Annotated in this window: 12 protein-coding genes and 1 pseudogene; 4 read left to right on the top strand and 9 right to left on the bottom strand. The window is 65.8% G+C overall.

Going from position 1 to position 15,668, the window contains the following annotated elements:
* Nucleotide 1: 1 nt before the first annotated feature.
* From XarjCFBP7645_RS14810 to gloA2, 4 genes are all read right to left on the bottom strand, one after another.
* Nucleotides 2–592 carry an HAD family hydrolase gene (locus XarjCFBP7645_RS14810; RefSeq protein WP_104538140.1) on the bottom strand — a complete coding sequence of 197 codons (591 nt, stop codon included), beginning with the start codon at nucleotides 590–592 and terminating at the stop codon, nucleotides 2–4.
* Between the two features lie 177 nt (nucleotides 593–769).
* Nucleotides 770–2,857 (bottom strand): methionine--tRNA ligase, encoded by a 2,088-nt coding sequence (gene metG, locus XarjCFBP7645_RS14805; RefSeq protein WP_104538139.1) that lies wholly within the window; start codon nucleotides 2,855–2,857, stop codon nucleotides 770–772.
* Between the two features lie 235 nt (nucleotides 2,858–3,092).
* On the bottom strand, nucleotides 3,093–3,542 hold the full coding sequence (locus XarjCFBP7645_RS14800) for a DUF2147 domain-containing protein (protein WP_104538138.1): 450 nt from the start codon (nucleotides 3,540–3,542) through the stop codon (nucleotides 3,093–3,095).
* 277 nt (nucleotides 3,543–3,819) lie between these two features.
* Nucleotides 3,820–4,209 carry an SMU1112c/YaeR family gloxylase I-like metalloprotein gene (gloA2, locus tag XarjCFBP7645_RS14795; protein ID WP_104538137.1) on the bottom strand — a complete coding sequence of 130 codons (390 nt, stop codon included), beginning with the start codon at nucleotides 4,207–4,209 and terminating at the stop codon, nucleotides 3,820–3,822.
* Nucleotides 4,210–4,514: 305 nt separating this feature from the next.
* On the opposite strand from gloA2, the gene mmuP reads away from it, so the two are divergent.
* Together mmuP and mmuM are read left to right on the top strand one after the other, a co-directional pair.
* A complete protein-coding gene (gene mmuP, locus XarjCFBP7645_RS14790; protein ID WP_104538136.1) occupies nucleotides 4,515–5,912 on the top strand; it encodes an S-methylmethionine permease in 1,398 nt (465 codons plus the stop codon).
* A complete protein-coding gene (mmuM, locus tag XarjCFBP7645_RS14785) occupies nucleotides 5,909–6,871 on the top strand; it encodes a homocysteine S-methyltransferase (RefSeq protein ID WP_104538135.1) in 963 nt (320 codons plus the stop codon). Before mmuP ends, mmuM begins: the two co-directional genes overlap by 4 nt.
* Nucleotides 6,872–6,877: 6 nt before the next feature.
* Here the strand turns inward: mmuM and XarjCFBP7645_RS14780 are convergent, their stop codons facing one another.
* Nucleotides 6,878–8,818, bottom strand: a complete 1,941-nt coding sequence (locus tag XarjCFBP7645_RS14780) for a DUF885 domain-containing protein (RefSeq protein ID WP_104538134.1) — start codon at nucleotides 8,816–8,818, stop codon at nucleotides 6,878–6,880.
* A 190-nt stretch (nucleotides 8,819–9,008) separates the two neighbouring features.
* Here XarjCFBP7645_RS14780 and XarjCFBP7645_RS14775 point away from each other — a divergent pair, with 190 nt between their 5' ends.
* Nucleotides 9,009–9,842 carry an AraC family transcriptional regulator gene (locus XarjCFBP7645_RS14775; RefSeq protein ID WP_166775554.1) on the top strand — a complete coding sequence of 278 codons (834 nt, stop codon included), beginning with the start codon at nucleotides 9,009–9,011 and terminating at the stop codon, nucleotides 9,840–9,842.
* On the opposite strand, the gene XarjCFBP7645_RS14770 is transcribed toward XarjCFBP7645_RS14775, so the two are convergent.
* The 3 genes from XarjCFBP7645_RS14770 to XarjCFBP7645_RS14760 all read right to left on the bottom strand — a co-directional run bounded on the left by XarjCFBP7645_RS14770 (nucleotide 9,806) and on the right by XarjCFBP7645_RS14760 (nucleotide 12,078).
* Complete coding sequence (locus XarjCFBP7645_RS14770) at nucleotides 9,806–10,408, bottom strand: LysE family translocator (RefSeq protein WP_104538132.1); 603 nt, start codon at nucleotides 10,406–10,408, stop codon at nucleotides 9,806–9,808. The genes XarjCFBP7645_RS14775 and XarjCFBP7645_RS14770 overlap by 37 nt on opposite strands.
* A gap of 214 nt (nucleotides 10,409–10,622) precedes the next feature.
* A complete protein-coding gene (locus XarjCFBP7645_RS14765; protein WP_047125687.1) occupies nucleotides 10,623–11,399 on the bottom strand; it encodes a queuosine precursor transporter in 777 nt (258 codons plus the stop codon).
* Nucleotides 11,400–11,403: 4 nt separating this feature from the next.
* Nucleotides 11,404–12,078: a DUF502 domain-containing protein gene (locus XarjCFBP7645_RS14760; RefSeq protein ID WP_104538809.1), complete on the bottom strand. Its 675-nt coding sequence runs from the start codon at nucleotides 12,076–12,078 to the stop codon at nucleotides 11,404–11,406.
* A gap of 154 nt (nucleotides 12,079–12,232) precedes the next feature.
* Between XarjCFBP7645_RS14760 and XarjCFBP7645_RS14755 the strand changes: the two are divergent.
* Nucleotides 12,233–13,591 (top strand): annotated as a pseudogene (locus XarjCFBP7645_RS14755) (hypothetical protein).
* A gap of 128 nt (nucleotides 13,592–13,719) precedes the next feature.
* Here the strand turns inward: XarjCFBP7645_RS14755 and XarjCFBP7645_RS14750 are convergent.
* On the bottom strand, nucleotides 13,720–15,279 hold the full coding sequence (locus tag XarjCFBP7645_RS14750) for an alginate export family protein (RefSeq protein ID WP_104538808.1): 1,560 nt from the start codon (nucleotides 15,277–15,279) through the stop codon (nucleotides 13,720–13,722).
* Between the last annotated feature and the right edge of the window lie 389 nt (nucleotides 15,280–15,668).

Below are 15,668 nucleotides of genomic sequence, written 5' to 3'. Positions count from 1 at the left end.
GTCAATGCAGCAGGTTGCCGCGATACCAGCGCTGCTGCGCCAGCGCCAGCATCGGCTTGTCCTCGCGGCTATCGCCGTAGGCATGCACGCATTCGTAGTGCGACAGGTCGTAGCGCAGGCGGATCTGTGCGGCCTTGTGCGGACCGCAATCGCCATCCGCATAGCGCCCGCTCAGCACGCCGGCGTGGTGTTCCAACTTGTTGCAGATCAACGACAGGTCATGCTGGGCGCACCACGGCTGCAGATACAGGTCCAGCGAGCCGGACACCAGCACCACTTCATGCCCCTGCGCCTGGTGCCAGTCGATGCGTTGCATCATCTCTGCACGCAGTACGCCTGGCAGTGCGCTGCGTGCGTAGTCCGTGCCATGCGCAATCATCTCGTCCAGCGCACGGCCGCAAAACACCATGCGCGTCACGCGCGCACGCAGCGCGGCGGCCGATACCAGGCCCAGCCGATAGCCCAGCACCCAGGGACCGACCTGCCACTTTGCCGACGCCAGCTGCGCGGGCGTGGCTACCTTGCGCAGGAAGCGCGCATAGCTATCGCAGGTGGTGATGGTGTGGTCGAAGTCGAACAGGGCCAGGTGCATGGGAGCGGGGATTGGGGAGTCGGGAGTTGGGATTGGTTGGAAGCGCAGCGTCTGTTCCTTCTCCCACCGCGAGAAGGTGCCCCGAAGGGCGGATGAGGTGACGGGCCAGGCACTCGTGTCAGGTCTCCCTCAACAACCAGCTGTAGCTTCCACGATTCCCGATTCCCGATTCCCGATTCACCGCACCGGCATCCCCGGCTGCGCACCACCATCGGCGTCCAGCAGGGCCAGCGCGCCGCCGTCGAAGCCGGCAGATAGGATCATGCCTTCGCTGATGCCGAAGCGCATCTTGCGTGGGGCCAGGTTGGCGATGAACACCACGCTGCGGCCGACCAGCGTTTCCGGCTCGCCATAGCTGGCGCGGATGCCCGAGAAGATCTGGCGCTTGCCCAGTTCGCCGGCATCCAGTTCGAAGCGCAGCAGCTTGTCCGAGCCTTCCACGAATTCGCATGCCAGCACCTTGCCGATGCGCAGGTCGAGCTTGGCGAAGTCGTCGATGCCGATGAGGCTGGCAGTGGCGGTTGGGGATTGAGGATTGGCAACGGCCGCCGGTTTCGTCTCGGCCTTGGACGGGGCGGGCTTGGCGGTAGCGACAGCGGGTGCCGCGGGTGCGGTCATGGTGTCTTTTGAAGCGTCGGTCATGGCGTCGATCAGTTTGGGGTCGATACGGGTGAACAGGGCGGTGTAGGGCTGGATCACGTGCGCGGTCAGCGGGCGGGCGACGTCGTCCCAGCTGGTCATCGGTGCCGACAGGAAGGCTTCGGCCTCGGCACAGGTGCGCGGCAGGATCGGCTTGAGTGCGGCCACCAGGATCCGGAACAGGTTCAGGCCCTGCGTGCACACCGATTGCAGTTGCGCATCGGCACCGTCCTGCTTGGCGATCACCCACGGCTTGGTGTCGTCGATGTACTTGTTGGCCTCGTCGGCCAGCGCCATGGTCTGGCGGATCGCGCTGGCCGCATCGTTGCGCTCGTAGGCCTCGCGGATCGGCGCCAGCGCGGCGACGAAGCGGTCGTACTGCGCCGGGTCGGGCAGGGCGTCGGCCAGCTTGCCGTCGAAGCGCTTGCCGATGAAGCCGGCGCAGCGGCTGGCCAGGTTGACGAACTTGCCGACCAGATCGGCGTTCACCCGCGCGATGAAATCGCCCAGATTCAGGTCCAGATCGTCCACGCCGCCGGAGGATTTGGCCGCGAAGTAGTAGCGCAGCGCCTCCGGTTCCAGGCCCACGTCCAGGAAGGTCCGCGCCATCACGAAGGTGCCGCGCGACTTGGACATCTTGGCGCCGTCCACGGTGAGGTAGCCGTTGACGTGCAGCCGGGTCGGCGCGCGATGGCCGGTGCCGTGCAGTACCGCCGGCCAGAACAGGCCGTGGAAATTGACGATGTCCTTGCCGATGAAGTGATGCAGTTCGGTCTGCGTGCCGGCGGCCAGATGCGCTTGGAAATCCTCGCCCATCTGCGCGCACAGCGTCTTGAAGCTGCACAGGTAGCCGATCGGCGCGTCCAGCCACACGTAGAAATACTTCCCCGGCTGGCCGGGAATCTGGAAGCCGAAATACGGCGCATCGCGCGAGATGTCCCAGGCGCGCAGGCCGCCTTCGGTGTCCAGCCATTCCCTCAGCTTGGCCTTGACGCCGGGCAGTGCCACATCGCCGGCCAGCCACTGCCGCAGGAAGCCGTCGAAATGGCCCACTTCGAAGAAAAAATGCTCCGAGTCGCGAAGCTCCGGCGTGGCGCCGGAGATCACCGACTTGGGGTCTTTCAGCTCGGTCGGCGCGTAGGTGGCGCCGCAGACCTCGCAGTTGTCGCCGTACTGGTCGGCGCTGCCGCAATTGGGGCAGACGCCCTTGATGTAGCGATCCGGCAGGAACATGCCCTTGGCCGGGTCGTAGAACTGCGCCACCGAGCGACGGCTGATGTGACCGGCGGCCTCCAGCCTGGTGTAGAAGGCCTCGGTAAGTTCGCGATTGACCGGTGAATTGGTCGAATCGTAATGATCGAAGGTCACCCCGAACGCGGCGAAATCGCGCTCATGGCTTGCCTGGATGTTGGCGATGAAGGCTTCCGGGGTCACCCCGGCCTTTTCGGCGGCGAGCATGATCGGCGTGCCGTGGGTGTCGTCGGCGCAGACGAACCAGGTCTTGTCGCCGCGCAGCCGGCGCGCGCGCACCCAGATATCGGCCTGGATATAGCCGACCAGATGGCCAAGATGCAGCGGCCCGTTGGCGTAGGGCAGGGCGGTGGTGACGAGTGCGGTGCGGGTCATGGCAGGCGTAATGCGGGGGACAGCCGATTATCGCATTAGTCGGGAGCCGGGATTGGGGCTGGGAATGGGGGATCGGGATTGGGGAATCGGTCAAAGCAGGGTCATGCTGCCGTGTTGTCGAGGCGCGCAGGTGTTTTGGCCGCGCATGTAGCGTCAGGATGGACACACGCAAAAAAGGCGCCCTCACGGGCGCCTGCTCTTACCGATTCCCCAATCCCGATTCCTGATTCGTGACCTATTCGCGAATCCAGGTCTGAGTACGGCCCAACGCTTCGATGCCGACATAGCCGCGCATCTGCAGCTTCTTGCCGCCGTCGGTCAGGGTGATCTTGGCCTTGTAGGTCTTGCCCTTGGCCGGGTCGAGCACCGAGCCGCCGCTCCACACCGCGGTGCCGTCGGGCTTGAGGCCCCACAGGATGGTCATGCCCTTGATCGGCTTGCCCTTGAGCGGGCCATCGCACTTGTCGCAGGTCGGGTTGGGCCCATGGTTGGACTGCAGGATGTCGACCACCTTGCCGCTCAGCGTGCCGTTGCCGAGCTGTTCGATCTGCACCACCGACTTGGGCTTGCCGGTTTCGTCGTCGATGGTCTTCCAGCGGCCCACCGGGGAATCGGCGGCCTGGGCCAGCAGCGAAGCGGCGGCCAGCGGCAGGGCCAGCATCAGGGTCTTGAAGGTCTTGCGCATGTGTCCCCTCCCAGGGATTGCTGTGGCCGCCGTCGACGGCCTGACCGGAATGTATACCGTGGAGTATGGTGGCGGAAAGATGCAGCGTTCAATTGGAGGGCGCGCAATGAGGCCACGAGCTGTGTGCGTCCGTGCCTCCGGTGACTGCAGCGGGTGACAGCGGCCGAATACTGCCGATCTTGAGGTCCGCATCGACATCCCCTGCATGCCGCGCGGATCGCTTTCAACCTGCCTCAGGCCTGTCGTCGACAGGCGTCGATGCTCCACAGGTCTTGGCCTAACCCACTTCGTACAACTCCAGCGGCAGGTCATCCGGGTCGGCGAAGAAGGTGAAGCGGAGGCCGGTGTACTCGTCGATGCGGATGTCTTCGGTGGCCACGCCGTGCGCAGTGAGATGCGCCACGGCCGCGTCCAGATCCTCGACGCGGAAGGCGAGATGGCGCAGGCCGCGCGCTTCCGGGCGGCTGGGGCGCAGCGGTGCGGCGGGAAACGAGAACAGCTCGATCTGGCCGCCATCGGGCAATGCCAGGTCCAGCTTCCAGGAATCGCGCGCCTGCCGGTAATGCTCATCGAGCACCCGCAGGCCCAGGATGTCGCAGTAGAACCGTTTGGACACCGCGTAGTCGCCGGCGATGATCGCCACGTGGTGGATGCCGGCGAGCTTCATGCGGCACCTCGCAAGCGCTGCGGCATCTGCTGCGACGCGCCGAAACTGTCGGCGAGCGCCGATGCGTGGCGCGCAGCGGCGGTGCTACGCGGTGCGCGTGTGGGCAACACCGCGCTGGTCGAGCAATACGTCTTCGCATGCATGGGTGGTTGCAGGGCGTGCGGCATGGCGACCTTCCGGATGAGCAGCACGCAAGCATACCCGCGGGTCGTTGCACGCCGGTGCACCGTCACGGCTAGTCATCGCATGGCTGCGCTCGCCTGGCTGCGCATGGCAGGATGCGTTGCCACCGATCAGACACGCCGATGCCCGAGCCGTCGTCCACCGCCGCACCGCAGTTCCAGCGCAGCATGCAGGTGCGCCATCTGGTGATGTTGTCGCTGGGCGGCGTGATCGGCACCGGGTTGTTCTTCAACACGGGTTACATCATCGCCAGCACCGGCGCGCTCGGCACGGTGATCGCCTATCTGATCGGCGCGCTGGTGGTGTACCTGGTGATGCAGTGCCTGGGCGAGTTGGCGGTGGCGATGCCGCAGACCGGCGCCTTCCATGTGTATGCCGCGCGGTATCTCGGCCCGGCCACCGGGTACGTGGTGGCGTGGTTGTACTGGCTGACCTGGACGGTGGCGCTGGGCTCGAGCCTGACCGCGGCGGCGTTCTGCATGCAGTACTGGTTTCCGCACACACCGGCATGGCCGTGGTGCCTGTTGTTCTGCGCGCTGATCTTCGGCTTGAACACGGTGTCGGCGCGCTGGTTTGCCGAAGGCGAATTCTGGTTCTCGCTGATCAAGGTGATCACGATTGTGCTGTTCATCGTGCTTGGCGGGGCGGCGGTGATCGGCGTGCTGCCGTTGGCCGATGGGTCGCCGGCACCCGGACTGCGCCACCTGCGCGCCGACGGCTGGTTCGCCCAAGGCACGCTGCCGATCCTGATGACGATGGTGGCAGTGAACTTCGCCTTCTCCGGCACCGAGTTGATCGGTGTGGCCGCTGGCGAAACCGCGCAGCCGGCGCGTGCGATTCCGCTGGCGATCCGCACCACGCTGGTGCGGCTGGTGGTGCTGTTCGTCGGCACCGTGCTGGTGCTGGCCGCGTTGCTGCCGGCCGAGCAGGCAGCCGTGGACACCAGCCCGTTCGTGCGCGCGTTCGCGTTGCTGGGCATCCCGTATGCGGCCGATGTGTTGAATGCGGTGATCCTGACCGCGATCCTGTCGGCGGCCAATTCCGGCCTGTATGCGGCCGCGCGCATGCTGTGGTCGCTGGCCAACGAAGGCACGCTGCCGGCGCGGCTGGCACGCCTGACCCGTCGCGGCATCCCGTTGCCGGCCTTGGTACTGAGCATGTTGGGCGGCCTGTTGGCGCTGCTCACCGGCGTCTACGCGGCAGACACCGTGTTCGTGGCGATTTCGACGGTGTCCGGCTTTGCGGTGGTGGTGGTGTGGTTGAGCATCTGCGCCTCGCACTATCGTTTCCGTCGCCAGTTGCTGCGCGATGGCATCGCGCCGGAGAGCCTGGCCTATCGCGCGCCGTGGTATCCGTGGACACCGCTACTGGGTTTTGCACTCTGTCTGCTGGCCTGCATCGGGCTGGCATTCGATCCGCAGCAGCGCATTGCGCTGTGGTGCGGCATCCCGTTTGTGGCGCTGTGCTACGGCGCCTACGCACTCACCCAATGGCTTGCGAGCAGGAGGCAACCCGCATGACGATTCTTCCGCGCCAGCCGCGCGCCGGTGCGCCTTTCAGCCAGGCGCTGCAGCATGACGGCTACGTGCTGCTGGATGGCGCGCTCGCCACCGAACTGGAGCAGCGCGGCTGCAATCTCAACGATGCGCTGTGGTCGGCGCGCGTGCTGATGGAGCAGCCGGAGCTGATCTATCAGGTGCATCGCGACTATTTCGCTACCGGCGCGCAGTGCGCCATCACCGCCAGCTACCAGGCCACGCCGCTGGGCTTTGCCGCGCGCGGGCTGGACCTGGCGCAATCGCAGGCGCTGATCGCACGCAGCGTGGCCCTGGCCGCGCAGGCGCGTGCCGATCATTTGCAGACGCGACCGCAGGACGCGCCGTTATGGGTGGCCGGGTCGGTCGGGCCGTATGGCGCGTACCTGGCCGATGGCTCGGAATACCGCGGCGATTACGCCCTGCCGCTGGCGCAACTGTTGGACTTCCATCGCCCGCGCATCGCCGCGTTGGCCGAGGCGGGGGTGGATGTGCTGGCCTGCGAGACGCTGCCGTCGGCCAACGAGATCGCCGCGCTGCGCCTGCTGCTGGAGGAATTTCCGCACCTGCATGCGTGGTTTTCGTTCACCTTGTGCGATGCGGCGCACTTGAGCGATGGCACCGCGCTGACGCAAGTCGTGCCTGCGCTGGATGCCTGCGCGCAGGTGATCGCGGTGGGTGTCAACTGCATCGCGCTGGATCAGGTCACCGCCGCGTTGCAGACGCTGTCAGCGCTGACGGCACTGCCGCTGGTGGTGTATCCCAATTCTGGCGAGCACTACGATGCCGACGCGAAACAGTGGCACGCCGGCAGCACGGTCGCATGCACCCTGGCCGATCAGCATGCGCAGTGGCTGGCGGCCGGCGCGCGGCTGATCGGCGGTTGCTGCCGCACCACACCGCGCGATATCGCCGCGCTGGCGCGCGCGCGGGAGGCAGGCTGAGCGGGGTCAGCCCTTCTGCGTGGCGATCCAGCGCTGGATCTTGTCCTGCAGGATATCCAACGGCACCGAGCCGTCCTTGAGCACTTCGGTGTGGAAGGCGCGCACATCGAAGCGCGGGCCCAGTTCGCGTTGCGCCTGCTCGCGCAACTGCGCGATCTTCATCTCGCCGACCTTGTAAGACAGCGCCTGGCCGGGGATGGCCATGTAGCGGTCCACCTCGGCCTCGGCATCGGTCCGGGTCATGGCCGAGTTGTCGAGCATGTAGTCGATCGCCTGCGTGCGGGTCCAGCCCTTGCTGTGCAGGCCGGTGTCGGTGACCAGGCGAATCGAGCGCCACAACGCATTCTGCAGATAGCCGTAGTAGTTGTACGGGTCCTGATACAGGCCCAGGTCGCGGCCCAGCGATTCGGCATACAGCCCCCAGCCCTCGATATACGCGGTCTCCCCGCCCAGGCGGCGGAACTTGGGCAGGTCGGTCAGCCGCTGCTGCAGCCCGAGCTGGAAGTGATGGCCGGGGATGGCCTCGTGCAGATACAGGCTCTCGGTCTCCCAGGTCTTGCGCGCGTCCAGGTCGGAGGTGTTGACGTAGAACACGCCCGGTGTGCTGCCGTCGCCGCTGGGGCGCATGTACGAGCCGCTGGCGGCCGACTGCGCACGCTGCGGTTCCACCACGCGTACTTCCAGGGCCGGCATGCCCTGGACATCGAACAGGCGCGGCACCGCAGTTTGCACGCGTCCCTGCAGGCCACGGTAATAGCCCAGCAATTCGGTCTCGCTGCGGAACGCGAAGCGCCTGTCGGTCTGCATGAACTTGTAGAACTTGGGCAGGTTGCCGCGGAACCTGACCTGCTTGGCCAGCGCGGTGATCTCTGCCTGCAGGCGCGCGACCTCGCTCAGACCGATCTGATGGATCTGCTCCGGAGTCAGGTCGGAGGTAGTACTCTGGCGCACGTCGTAGGCGTACCAGGCCGCGCCATTGGGCAGCGCGGTCAGGCCGTCGGTGTCACGGCAGGCCGGCAGGTACTCGGTGGCGATGAAGCCGCGCAAGGCCCGGTACGCCGGCATGATCCGCACTTCGATCAGCCGCTTGTACTCGGCGGTGATGCGCTGCTTGTCGGCCTCGGGCATGTCTGCCGGCAGATTGCGTACCGGGCCCCAGAACAGGCTGTCTTCGGCATTGCGCGCGATGATCGCGTCCAGCTGCGGCAGCACCTTATGCATCAGCACCTTCGGCTGCACCACGCCGGCCTGCATGCCGGCCCGCATGTTGGTGATGGCCTGGTCGAACAGGTCCGGGATGCCCACAGCGCGCCGCGACCAGTTGTCGTAGTCCTTGACCGTCTTGAACGGCTGCGCGCCGGTGCCCGAGCCCAGCACCACCGCGATGCTGGCGATGTTGTAGAACTGGTTGATCGGCAGCATCCAGCTGGGGAACTGCTCGGCCGCCAGTGCGCTGCGCGCATCGCGCACGAAGATCTGGTAGCTCAGCAGGTCCTGCCCGCTCAGGCCGTCCGGCCCCAGCGCTTCGGCCTTGCCCAGCCACAGCACGGTGAAGTCGTGCGACTGCTGCCGGAACGCCGGCGACAGGAAGTTGGGCAACTGGTCGTTGTAACGGGTCTCGCCCTGGAAGGTGGCCTGCAGCGGGTTGAGCTTGAGCGAGGCATCCCAGTACTGGTCGTAGAGCAGGTTGAGCTGCTGCGCCTTGGTCAGCACCACCGGTGCGGCCACTGCACGCGGCCTGGGCTTGGCGGCCTTGCCACCCTTGGCGGCCTTGGTGGTCTTGGCCGCCGGCTTGGCGGTCTTCTTGCCCTTGCTCGCCTTGGCGCGCGTTTGCGTGGTCTGTGCCTTGCCGGTTTTCTTCTTGGCCGCATCGGCGGGCGCTGCCACTGACAGGCTCAGCACGGCGGCCAGGGCCAGGGACAGCAGGCGGGAAAAGCTGAGGGGCATTACCGGCTCCGGGAACAAGCGAGCGGGGAGCTTGCCCGATCCGCACCGTTCCGGCCACCCATCCGGCGCACGGGGGGCGCCTGGAATTCATGAAGTCCGCTGCGCACGCCTGCAGCACGCAGGCATGTTGCAGTGCGATAGGCTTGCGCATATGCCAAGGGATGAATCGACATGCGGGACGCAGCTGCCCGTGCAGGGTGGGCAGGGTTTCTGGCGCGATCCGGCGTTGCCCTTCGTCGAACTGCGCCAGGTGGTCAACAGCCGCAGCCTGTGTTACGCCGCGCATACGCACGAGCAATGGTCGGTGGGCGCGGTCGACCGCGGGCTTGCGCGTTATCGCAATGGACGCATGAAGGCGCAGGTGGGGGCGCGGTCGCTGACCCTGATCAACCCGGGCGATGTGCATGCCTGCAATCCGGATCAGCAGCAGGACTGGTCGTTCCGCATGCTGTATCTGGACGTGGCGTGGCTGCGCGAACAACAGCGCGCACTCGGCCTGGCCGCCAATGCGGATGTGCACATGCTGGCAGCGCCGTTGTGCCAGACCCCGGCGGCCTATGCCGCTTTCGAGCGCATGCATGCCGTGTTGACCGATGGCCATGCCGATGCGCTTGCGCGCGAGAGCGCGTTGATCGCGTTCGTGGCGCGGCTGCATCTGCATGTGGAGCCGCTCAGTCGTGCGCTTGCGGTCGATATCGGGCCGATGCAGCGGGTGGCCGAGTATCTGCAGACCCATCATGCACGTGCGGTATCGCTGCGCGAGCTGTGCACGCTGGCGGGGATGCCTGCGCCGCGATTGATTCGCGGCTTTCGTCAGGCGCACGGACTGACCCCGCATGCGTATCTGCTGGATTGCCGTTTCCAGCGTGCACGCGAGGCCTTGCGGCGCGGCGGTGACATTGCCGAGGTCGCCTATGCGCATGGCTACGCCGACCAGGCGCACCTGCAGCGCAGCTTCAAACGTGCCTGGGCGGTGACGCCAGGGCGTTACCGCAATGCCGTACCCCATTCCAGCAACAGATAGGCCGCGCTCAGCACCAGCAGCGCGGCCAGCACCCGGTTCAACCGCCGCAGCTGCCTTGGCACCTGCACGTGCCGCCGCAGCACGGCGCCGGCCAGCAACCAGCACCCCAGCGAGGGATAGCAGATCAGCGCATACAACGCCGCAAACCCCGCCAGTTGCGTGGTGCCTGCCGTCGCATACAGGGCAACGCCGGAGGTCGCCGCCAACCAGGCCTTGGGGTTGAGCCATTGCATCACCGCACCGGTCCAGAACGAGGCAGCCGGGCGCGCCCCGCCCGTCTTGATGACGCCATCGTCGCGCAGCAGGCGCCAGGCCATGTAGAGCAGAAACGCCACCCCTGCCAGATGCAGTGCACGGCCGAGCAGCGGCCAGCGCAGCAGCACCTGCTGCAGTCCCATGCCCACCAACAGCAGCAGCGCGACGAAGCCGATGGTGGCGCCGATCACGTGGCCGTGCCCGGCACGCACGCCGGCGCTGGCGCCGGTGCTCAGCGCGACCAGGTTGACCGGCCCGGGCGAAATCGAGCACACCAGCGCGAAGCTGGCCATTGCGACAAGATGGTCCATAACGCGGAATCCGTAGCGGGGCGCCACAGCATGGCCAGCGACCGCAGCGACGGATTGAACAAAATTTCGATGGGCGGTCGCTGCGGGCGTTGCGTGATCGGCAAACGCAGTGAGCGGTCGTCAGGCAGGCGACATGCACGACCGATGAGGCCGAGTGGAAGCCACGGGCGCCGGCCCTCGTCTGGCAGCGCTGCGGCCGGCAGGTTTTGCGTTGTCAGCCGGCGGCGGCTTCTTCGCGCAGTTGCTCGGCGCGCTCGGCGCCCAGATACGCGCCGATGGCGCGGCGCGCCAGATACAGCAGCGGGATCAGCGCGATCGCAAATCCCATCTTGTAGACGTAGTTGAGCGTGCTCACCGCCAGAAACTGGTCGATGGACCAGTGCTGCGGGCCGAGCACGAAGGCGATGTAGATCACCACGAAGCTGTCTACCAATTGCGACACCGCCGTGGAGCCGGTGGCGCGCAGCCATACGTGCTTTTCGCCGGTGGCGCGGCGGATGCGGTGGAACACCGACACATCGATCAACTGGCCGAACAGGAAGGCCACCAGCGAACCGCCGATCGTCCACAGCCCCTGGCCGAACACCGCTGCAAAGGCGGCCTGGTAGTCCGGCACGCCCTGGCTCTGCGCCGCAGTGACCCACCAACCTGCCGGCGCCAATGCGATGGCGGCGAACGCAAACACGAAGCCGTAGCCGATCAGCGCCACCGCCACCCACGAGATGAAACGCACCCCGCGGCTGCCGAAGAACTCGTTGATGGTGTCGGTCATGATGAACACCACAGGCCACAACAAGGTGCCGGCGGTGAAGCTGAGCGAGCCGGTCTGGCCGAACAGGTTCCAGTTCAACGGCGCAATGCCGAGGGTGTCTTCCAGCGCGAAGATCTTGACCCCGATGAACTCGGCCAATGCCGCGTTGACGCAGAAGAACGCGGCCAGCGCAATGAACAGGCGAACCGCACGATCGTCGAGGGTGCGCACCTGTGTCATGGCTTTAGCGATCCGCGGTACGGGTAAAGGGAACCGATTCGGGCGCCACTGCGCCGCCGGAGATGATGAAGCTCATGGCCTGGTCCACGCTCCAGTCGGTGGGCGTGAGCAGTTCCACCGGCACGATCTCCAGATAGCCGGAGGTCGGGTTGGGCGTGGTCGGCACATACACCGCCGCCAGCTCGCGGCCGGTGCCCTGTTCCTTGATTACCCGCGTGACCAGGCCGACCGACTTCATGTCCCGATGCGGGAAGTCGATCAGCACCACGCGCTGGGTGCTGCCGGGCTGGGTCTGCAGGATGTCGAGCAATTTGCGCGCGCTGTCGTACACCACGCTGGCCAGCGGGATGCGCCGCATGATCGCCTCGAACCAGCGCAGCAGGCGCTGACCGATCACGCGCCGGCTCAGGATGCCGACGAACAGGATCGCGCCCACGGTGGCGATCAGCGCGATGGTGTTCTGCACCCACAGCGCCTTGATCCAGCCCAGATAGTCGGGGAACGAGGCGGCGATGCGCTCGGACAACGGCACCACCCACGGGCTGCTGATACCCGACAACAGCGAGAATACGAACTTCACCACCACCCAGGTCAACCAGACCGGCAGCAGGGTGAGCAAACCGGTCAGAAAGACGCGTTGCAGGGAAGGGCGAGTGGATGGAGTGGGGGATTCGGACATACGCGCATTGTAGGCTTCGGCCGCGTCCGGTGCAGGCGCGCGGCGCGCCTTGTTCGCCGGGGAGGCGGCAAGTGCGCATCGGCGCCATGCCACTCGCGGCTCTGTCCGGGCCGCTCTAAGATGGCGCAGCTCATCCACGGACGGTTGCCCCCGCATGCTCGCCAAATTCCTCAAGTCGGCCCTGCTGGGCCTATGCATCCTGATCGCCCTGCTGGCGGCCCTGTACGCGATCTCCGCGCGCTGGCCGATTCCCGATGCGCAGCGCCAGGCGTTGGCGCAGATCGATCAACCACCAGTTGCACCGCCGGCAGGCTCGAATCTATTTGCTGCACTCTGGTTGCTGCCGTATGCCGTGCCGGCTACCGAACAGGACGTCGTGATGGCACGCGATCTGCAGCGGTTTGCGAACGTCACGACTGCGGCCGGTTTTGTCAGCGACGCAGCGCGCTATCCGCGCACGCCGCGGTGGCCAGCCGCCGCGCCACCCAAGTGCAACTGGTCCACCCCAGACTGCCTGGACAAGGTGCGCGCTCAACCTCAAGCCTATGCCGATGCGCTGATGTCACAGGCACCGCTGCTGCAGCGCGCCGCTACGCTGTCATCGCATGCTTACTACCGCAATCTGTTTCCGACCCGTGCCGACACACCGCTGCCGGAGTTGCAGGGGTTGAGTTTGCCGATGACTTAGCACGCGCTGGACATCGTCCAGGGCCGCCAGCAGGCTGCGTTGTCCGGCGTGTGTGCGGACGCACAGGTGGCGCGCGTGCTGCTGCGCGGTCAGGACACACTGGTTGCGACGATGATCGGGGCAGCCATGTTGCGCGGTAACGCCGAGTTGTTCACCGGCATGCTGAGCGAGCTGCCGTCCACCCAGCCGTTACCTGCGCATTGCCAAGCGGCATTTGCGCCGTTGACGATAGATGAGACCAGCCTGTGTGGGGGGCTACGCGGCGAAGCACGCTTGGTCAGCGCCAATTACCGCGCGGTCGTCGAAGCCGGCGGCGAGCAGCTGCGCTGGTACGACAGGTTGGTACCGCCGCTGCTGGACGTTGAACGAACCCGTGCACTGACCGCGCCGTATTACACCTGGGCCTGTCACACCGACGTGCGCACGCAGCTGGCGCAGGACCGCAAGGTGCCCACCAGTGCCATACCTGACGCGCCAACAGTGACCTTCGCCTGCGTCGCAAACGCAATAGGCTGCGTGTTCGCCGACGTGGAGCATATGGATAGCGCGCAGTATCAATGGCAGTTGCAGGATCTGGCCGCGACAACGCGGCTGACCTCCGCAGTGCTGTGGCTACGTGCGCATCCCGCCGAGCAACAGACGCTGGCGCAGCGCTTGGATCAACTGCCCGCCACGCTGATCCGACCAGGGCGCGACATCACCGCGGGCGAAGATGGAAAGACGCTAGAGCTGCCGCGTTACGCGCGCAGCGATCACGCCAACCTGCAGATGCCATTGGCGGCAAGCCAGGTGGCACAGACAGCGGCGATGCAGGGCAAGCCGTGACACCTGCGGCTGCAGAAGTGGACACCAGTGCAGGCAAGCACGCGTCGCTGATTGCATAACGGACAACGCCACCCAGGAACGGATTCCGGGTGGCGTTGTCAGTCACCACGTCAGCGTGATGCCCCTGCTTAGAACCGGAAGTTCAACCAGCCCATCACGAAGGTCGAATCGCCGTAACCGGCCTTTTCGAGCGCAGGCCCGGCCATCAGGTGTTCGGCGCGGAAGGTCACCGACCAGTTCGGGTCGATGTTCCAGGTGGCATTGATGCGCGGCATGGTGCCGATGCGGCGCTCGCCGGTGCTCTGCGTGCGGGCGTAGGCGCGTGCCTGGTTGTTGTAGATCGCATCGCTGGTGGTCTGGCGCCACAAGGTTTCCCATTCCAGGTTCACGGTGATCTTGGAGGTGGGCGAGAAGGTGAACGTGGGCGCAGCAGTGACCAGGTTGACCGGGCCGAAGAACGTCGCCCAGCTGAAGTAGATCGTATTGCCGTACAGGAAGTTGTTGTTGCGCAGCGTGCCGGTGCCGGAGGTGCCACCGCCGCCGGAAGCGATTTCGCTGTGGAAGCCCAGGCGCGGTTTCCAGCCCGATTCGCTCAGCGACCAGGCGTTGGAGGTGCTGGCCATGTAGGCACGCAGATCGCGCCCGCCGTAGCTGCCGCGCTGCACGGTCACGAACGAGTCGGTACGCAGCTTGCCCACATTGCCCCACAGGCGCAGGCCGTAATAGTTGCGGTTTTCTTCGGCGGTCTGCCGGCCCCAGACCTGATTGTCGTTGCGGAACTGGTAGAAGAACGGCTCCAGATACATCGGCTTGGCGGTCGGCATGCGATAGCCGCCGACCACGCCGCGGAAATGCCGCGAGCGGTCGATGCGATCGTCGCCCAGGCCTTCGGTGCCATCCAGGTTGAAGTTGAAATCGAACACGTCCACACGGGTCTTTTCGCCGATCGCCCAGGCGCGTACGCCGTTGAAAGTCACGAAGATATCGGTGTTGTCGCGCAATGCCATCAGCGTGGTGGGGCCATCGACAAACACCTGACGGCCGACACGCAGGCCCAGATCGGTATCTTTGATCCGTCCTTTCACATCGAAGAACACCTGCTGCAGGATTGCGTTGTTTTCCTGCGTGCCGGTCTTGGCACCTTCGTTGCGTCCATCCAGGCTGCCGTGCGCCAGTTCCGTGTACAGGCGGAAGTGCTCGCCGACATGGAAGTCGGCGCCGAAGAACGCGCGCAACAGATACTGCTGCTGCGAATGGCTGCCCGGAATCAAACCGGGGTTGGTGATGGTGTTGCTGCGCACGCGTAATTCGTTGCTGAGCGAGACATACACATCGCCCGACTCATTGAACGGAATGTACTTGAGCGGATCGAACGGGCTCTTGCGCTTGGACGGGTCCCTCAGATACGACCAGTCCTCGGCCCAACGCACCTGCCACATGTTGCCGCCCTGCTTGGCTCCCCAGCCCTGCGCCTCCAGCGGATAACCCTTCGCGGCGGCGGGCGCTGCAGGAACGGCAGGCGCAGCTTTCACCGGCTCCGGCTGGGCCCGCTCGGCAGTGACCGGCGCGGTCTGCACCTGCGCAAACGCCAGTCCCGGCAGTGATAACCCGATCGCCAAGCACAGGCGCCGGGTGGCACCAGAGGAAGTTACAGCCATGGCCGGCTGTGCCAAGCGTGCAAGTCGCATCATGTCGCCCTATCGAAAAAAGTGAGTCGTCTGGGCGAGTGGTATCGGCCCAGTGGGCAATGACTGTAGTGGAGCGCTGCGGCAAAGGGAGTAACCCAATGGTTCTAAGCACATGAGCGCGTTGATGGAGCCGGGAGTGGGGAATCGAGAATGGACGATCGGTAGAGCACGCTTGCTCGGCAGTGGGCCACTCTCAAGAAATGATTCGGCACACCGGCAATAAGGCCATCGGCGAACACATAAGGCTCTTACGCGGCATCCCTGCCGCGTAAGGTCCCGCGAGGGGGGCGGGCAAGGGCCAGTCGAGATGGTCGGTGTGAGTGGTGGCAAGCAGTTTCAATAACGCGACCGGCAAACTGTCTGGTGCGGGCGCCGTGCACGTTGCCACG

The sequence above is a fragment of the Xanthomonas arboricola genome, assembly GCF_002940665.1.
Taxonomy (GTDB): Bacteria; Pseudomonadota; Gammaproteobacteria; order Xanthomonadales; family Xanthomonadaceae; genus Xanthomonas; species Xanthomonas arboricola_B.
This window is presented reverse-complemented; position numbering and strand designations above follow the sequence as displayed.